The following is a 4,725-nucleotide window of genomic DNA, read 5'->3' as shown; positions in this document are numbered from 1 at the left end:
CCAGCGACTGTCCGCGCTGCGGGCCGGCGCCGGCCAGCGCCGCGACCTGGTTGCGCAGCTGGGCGATCGTGGTCTGGTTCTGGGTCAGTTCCACCTTGCCGGCGGCCAGGGAAGACTCGGCCTGCTTGACTTCGACCTGCGTGTCCAGCCCCGCGGCGTAGCGATCTTTCGTGAGCTGCAGCACGTCGGCGCGCTGGCGCAGGATGCGCTCCAGCACGTCGCGCTGCGCAAAGGCGTTCTGCAGATTGAGGTAGGCGCGCACCACGGCGCCGGCCAGCACGTTGCGCGCCGCCTGGGCGTCGGCCTGCGCCGCCTGCTGCTGCGACACCGCCGCCTGCAGCAGCGAGCGGTTCTTGCCCCAGAAATCCAGCTCGTAGCTGAAATCCAGCGCCAGCCGGTTGTCGCTCACCACCGAGCCGCCCAGCGGCGCGGGGTAGATGTAGTTCTTGGACAGATGCTCGCGGGTGAGCTGGTAATCGGCGTCCACCCGCGGAAAGAGCGGGGCGCGCGCGGAACTGACGGCGGCGTTCGCCTGCGCCAGCCGCGCCCGTGCCGCGCTCATCGACGGATTGCTGGCCAGCGCCTCGTCCATCAAGGCGTCGAGCTGGGCGTCGCCATAGCGCTGCCACCAGCGGTCCTGCGGCCATTGCGTGTCCTGCCGGGCCAGGCCCAGGCGGGCGGCGTCCAGCTTTTCCACGGGGGCGGGGCCGGGCTCCATCAATGCGCAACCGCTCAGAGCGAGCACCAATGCGGTAGAAAAAAGGCGTTTCATCCTGACGGTATGCTGAATATGGTTGATTGATCTGTATTTGCCTAGGCAGGCATTATGCCAAATGGGGCCGCTACGCGCAGCCCTTGCGGCCAGGGCCGTGGGGACTTGCGGCGGTGTCGACGGCTCCTAGGGCGCCAGGCCGGCGTCCGACCCGTTGGCGATCATGCGCCGCAGGTAGTGCATGAGCTGCGCGACTTCGTCGGCGGTGAAGCCGCGCAAGTGCAGGCTGAGCGTGCGCGCGATGTTGGCGGGGATCTGCCGCGCCTTGGCCTCGCCCTCGTCGGTCAGTACGATCTTCACCACGCGCCGGTCTTCGTGGCACCGCACGCGCCGCAGCAGCCCCTTGGCTTCGAGGCGGTCGAGCGTGCGTGTCATGGCGCCCGTATCCAGGCCGTTCAGGCGCGCGAGCTCGGCCGGCGTGTCGGCGCGCCCGACGGATACCATGGCGATGGGCCGCCATTGCGAGGCGGTGAGGTCCAGCGGGGCCATCTGCTGGTCCAGCATCCGGTTCATGGAATGGTAGACCTGCTTGATCATGTAGCCCGGGTTGTCCTCCATGACGCAGCGTGCATCGACGCGGTAAGGGGCGGGCGAGGACGGGGAAGGCGGGGGATTCATGCCCGGCAATTTAGCTGCCTAGGCAGATATTGTCAAGGCGATGCGCCGGCCTGGGGCGCTGGCGGCGGGCTTTTGCGCAGGCCCGACCAGACGATGGCCGCGATGATGAGGGCGGCGCCCGCCATCATGCGCACCGTGGGCTGCTGGCTGAAAAGCGCCCAGGCGAACGCAATGGCGTAGACCGGCTCCAGCGCGATGACCAGCCCGGCGCTGCGCGCATTCAGCCGGGTGAGGCTGGAGACGAAGAGATAGTGGGAAAGACCGGTGCAGAAAATGCCCAGCAGGGCGAGCCAGAGCCAGTCGAGCGCCTGGGCCTGCGGCAACTGGGACGTGGCGAAAGGCAGCATGACCAGGGCGACCACCAGGTTCTGCCAGCAGGCCACCTGCATCGGGTCCATGCCGGAGGCCGAGCGCCGGTTGGAGATGGCCAGCAGCGCGAAGGTCAGGCCGGACAGCAGGCCCCAGGCCAGTCCGATGGTGCCTTTGTCGGCCAGGTCGAAAGACGGCGTCACCAGCACCAGCCCCGCTGTCACCAGGGCCAGCAGCAGCCATTCCGCCAGGCGCACGCGCTCGCGGAAAACCAGCCCCTCGAAAAGGGTGATGAAGGCCGGGAAGCTGGCAAAGCCCAGCGTGGCGATGGCGATGCCGCCCACCTTGACCGAGATGAAGAAGGTGACCCAGTGTGCCGCCAGCAGCGCGCCGGCCAGCACCAGCACGAAGAGCTGGGCGGGCGTGAGCGTGCCCAGCAGCGGCTTTCTGCGCAGCCGCGCGAAAAGGCCCAGCGCGACGACGGCAAAGCAGGCCCGGCCCAGCGTGATGACGGCGGCTCCCGCCTGGATCAGTTCGCCGAAGACGCCGGTGAGCCCGAAGAGCACGGCAGCGATGTGGATTTGCGTGAGGGCGCGTTGTCGAGTCATGAAGGAGAAAAAACCGGGGGAAGTGTGCAATTCACTTTGCACTGAATCTAAAATCATCGCATGAATCGCCAAGCCAGTTTTCTTCCGGTCTCACGTCTTTCCAACCGCGCGGCCGGATTCCTGCTGGCGGCTCTGGGCGCCATCCTGTTCTCGGCCAAGGCCATCATCGTCAAGTTCACCTACCGCTACGGCATCGACGCCGTGACGCTGATCGCTTTTCGCATGCTGTTCGCCATGCCTTTCTTCGCCGCCGTGGCCTGGCATCAATCGCGCCGGGCCGCGCGGGGCGAGATCGTCACCATGACCCCCAAGGAACGCCTGCAGGTGTGCGTGCTGGGCCTCATGGGTTATTACCTGTCGAGCTTCCTCGATTTCCTCGGGCTGCGCTATGTCACCGCCAGCCTGGAGCGCCTGATCCTGTTCCTCTCGCCGTCCCTGGTGGTGCTGATCTCCGCCGCCTGGTTCAAGCGCCCCGTGGAGCGCCGGCAATGGATGGCCATGCTGCTGTCGTATGCGGGGGTGGTGCTGGTGTTCGCGCACGACCTGTCGTTCGGCGGCGGCGCCGAGGTGCTGGTGGGGTCTTTGTTCGTTTTCGGTTCGGCGCTCAGCTATTCTGTGTATCTCATCTGCTCGGGCGAGCTCATCAAGCGCATCGGGGCCACGCGCCTGGTGGCCTACGCCATGCTGGTGTCCTGCGTGGCATGTATCGTGCAGTTCTTCGTGGTGCACCCGGCCTCGGTGCTGATCCAACCCGCGGGCGTGTACGGCTACTCGGTCATACACGCCACGCTGAACACGGTGGCGCCGGTGTTCATGCTGATGTGGGCGGTGGCGCTCATCGGCGCGCCGACGGCGTCGCTGCTGGGCATGATGGGGCCGGTATCGGTGCTGTTCCTGGCGTCCTGGTTCCTGGACGAACCCATCACCATGTGGCAATTGACAGGCACGGTGCTCGTGCTGGGCGGCGTTTTCGTGTTGATGGGCGGCCCGCGCCAGCCGTCCGGCGCGCCATCCGCGCGCTGAATCCGTTTTCGGTTGTTTCGCACTCATTACCCAAGAAAGGAGGCCAGCATGGCCAGCAATCTCGTCAAGGCAATCCGTATCGAGCAGCACGGCGGCCCCGAAGTCCTGAAACTCGTGGACGTGGAAGTGCCGCCGCCCGCACCCAACGAGGTCACGATCCGGCAGCACGCGGCCGGGCTGAACTTCATCGATATCTATTACCGCACGGGCTTGTATCCCCATCCGCTGCCGCACGGCCTGGGCTTCGAGGGGGCGGGCGTGGTCACCGCGGTGGGCGCCGACGTCCGCCACCTCAAGGCGGGCGACCGCGTGGCCTACGGCCAGAGCCCGCTCGGCGCCTACGCCGAGGCGCGCAACGTGCCGGCCGCGCAGGTCGTCAAGCTGCCCAAGGGCATCGGCTTCGACGAAGCCGCCGCCATCATGCTCAAGGGCCTGACGGTGCAGTACCTGTTCCGCCAGACCTACCGCCTGCAGGGCGGCGAGACCATCCTGTTCCACGCGGCCGCTGGCGGCGTGGGCCTGATCGCCTGCCAATGGGCCAAGGCGCTGGGCGTGAAGCTCATCGGCACGGTGTCCAGCCCCGAAAAGGCCGCGCTCGCGCGCGCCAACGGCGCGTGGGAAACCATCGACTATTCGCGCGAGAACGTAGTCGAGCGCGTGCTCGAACTGACCGGCGGCAAGAAGGTGCCCGTGGTGTACGACGGCGTGGGCAAGGACACCTGGGAAATCTCGCTCGACTGCATCGAGCGCGCGGACTGATGGTGAGCTTCGGCAACGCCTCCGGGCCCGTCACCGGCGTCAACCTGGGCATACTCAACCAGAAGGGCAGCCTGTACGTCACGCGTCCGTCGCTGGGCATCCACGTGAACACCCCCGAGAAGCTCCAGGCCGCCTCCAAGGAGCTGTTCGACCTCGTGCTCAAGAAGAAAATCAAGGTGCGCATCGACCAGCGCTACCCGCTGGGCGAGGCCGGCCAGGCCCAGACCGCGTTGGCGGGCCGTAAGACCACCGGCGCGACCGTGCTGATGCTGGACTGACGGCGCGCCCGTCCGCGGCCGGGCCCCGTCGTGGGGCGTCCGGCCGCATTCTCCCCGCACGGCGCCCGCCGTGCTCAGAATGACAAATTCCCATGCACGCGCCGACAAGCGCGGCCGTGCCCGCCGTTGCTATCCTGCCTGCACCCTAGCAGATGGAGCGCAACGGCATGTCCACGCCTTCCGTATCTTCTTCCGGCCGCCCTGAACTGGATGCTATCCGCGAGCACATGCTCATCGACGGCGAGCCGGTGCGCCAGGGAGAGGGCGCGCCCATTCCCGTGTATGACCCGGCCACGGGCCGGGTCATCGCGCACCAGCCCGACGCCGGCCCCGCGCAGGTGGACCTGGCGGTGCGGGC

At 67.4% G+C, this 4,725-nt stretch carries 4 protein-coding genes and 2 pseudogenes; 3 read left to right on the top strand and 3 right to left on the bottom strand.

The window, feature by feature from the left end; all coding sequences use genetic code 11:
* The 3 genes from AD428_RS23040 to AD428_RS23030 form a co-directional block, all read right to left on the bottom strand.
* The coding region (locus AD428_RS23040; protein ID WP_160318619.1) for a TolC family protein at positions 1–772 on the bottom strand (772 nt) is incomplete at its 3' end.
* 126 nt (positions 773–898) lie between these two features.
* On the bottom strand, positions 899–1,390 hold the full coding sequence (locus tag AD428_RS23035; protein ID WP_053246703.1) for a MarR family winged helix-turn-helix transcriptional regulator: 492 nt from the start codon (positions 1,388–1,390) through the stop codon (positions 899–901).
* 32 nt (positions 1,391–1,422) lie between these two features.
* On the bottom strand, positions 1,423–2,307 hold the full coding sequence (locus AD428_RS23030) for a DMT family transporter (RefSeq protein WP_053246704.1): 885 nt from the start codon (positions 2,305–2,307) through the stop codon (positions 1,423–1,425).
* A gap of 60 nt (positions 2,308–2,367) precedes the next feature.
* Between AD428_RS23030 and AD428_RS23025 the strand changes: the two genes are divergently transcribed.
* The 3 genes and pseudogenes from AD428_RS23025 to AD428_RS23015 form a co-directional block, all read left to right on the top strand.
* Entirely contained in the window at positions 2,368–3,330 is a 963-nt protein-coding gene (locus AD428_RS23025) for a DMT family transporter (RefSeq protein ID WP_053246702.1), read from the top strand.
* Between the two features lie 48 nt (positions 3,331–3,378).
* Positions 3,379–4,367 (top strand): annotated as a pseudogene (locus AD428_RS23020) (quinone oxidoreductase family protein).
* A 167-nt stretch (positions 4,368–4,534) separates the two neighbouring features.
* Positions 4,535–4,725 (top strand): annotated as a pseudogene (locus tag AD428_RS23015) (aldehyde dehydrogenase); the annotation flags it as partial.

Source organism: Achromobacter sp. DMS1, from assembly GCF_001270295.1.
The sequence above is the reverse complement of the archived record's forward strand: the minus strand, read 5'-3'. Positions and strand labels throughout refer to the sequence as shown.

Coding starts and splice junctions, on each gene's coding strand:
- AD428_RS23035 (WP_053246703.1), bottom strand. CDS start 1,390: ATGAATCCCCCGCCTTCCCCGTCCTCGCCCGCCCCTTACCGCGTCGAT.
- AD428_RS23030 (WP_053246704.1), bottom strand. CDS start 2,307: ATGACTCGACAACGCGCCCTCACGCAAATCCACATCGCTGCCGTGCTC.
- AD428_RS23025 (WP_053246702.1), top strand. CDS start 2,368: ATGAATCGCCAAGCCAGTTTTCTTCCGGTCTCACGTCTTTCCAACCGC.